The 403-nt window shown below is 65.7% G+C and carries 1 protein-coding gene; it reads left to right on the top strand.

Features of this window, described 5'->3' with window-relative positions:
• The coding region (locus AB4Y92_RS26225) for an amino acid ABC transporter ATP-binding protein (RefSeq protein ID WP_441822283.1) at nt 1–403 on the top strand (403 nt) is incomplete at both ends.

Raw genomic sequence — 403 nt, forward strand, 5'->3', positions numbered from 1 at the left:
ATCGGTTACCGCCGGGATGGCGACACACTCTACGAGCTCAAGGAGAAGGATATCCTGAAGCGCCGCGTCGATGTCGGCATGGTGTTYCAGARCTTCAACCTGTTCCCGCATCTGACCGCGCTCGAGAACGTCATCGAGGCACCGATCACAGTGCGGAACACCGGCCGGGACGAGGCTATCGCCCAGGCGCGCGAACTGCTGGCCCGCGTCGGCCTCTCCGAGAAGGCCGAAGCCTATCCGCGCCAGCTTTCCGGCGGCCAGCAGCAGCGYGTTGCGATTGCCCGCGCCCTCGCACTTCGGCCGAAGGTCCTGCTCTTCGACGAGCCRACCTCGGCGYTCGATCCCGARCTSGTCGGCGAGGTGCTCGACGTCATCAAGGAACTCGCGAGCTCCGGCACGACGC

It is taken from the genome of Lysobacter sp. TAB13, assembly GCF_052113885.1.
Classification (GTDB): Bacteria; Pseudomonadota; Gammaproteobacteria; order Xanthomonadales; family Xanthomonadaceae; genus Lysobacter; species Lysobacter gummosus.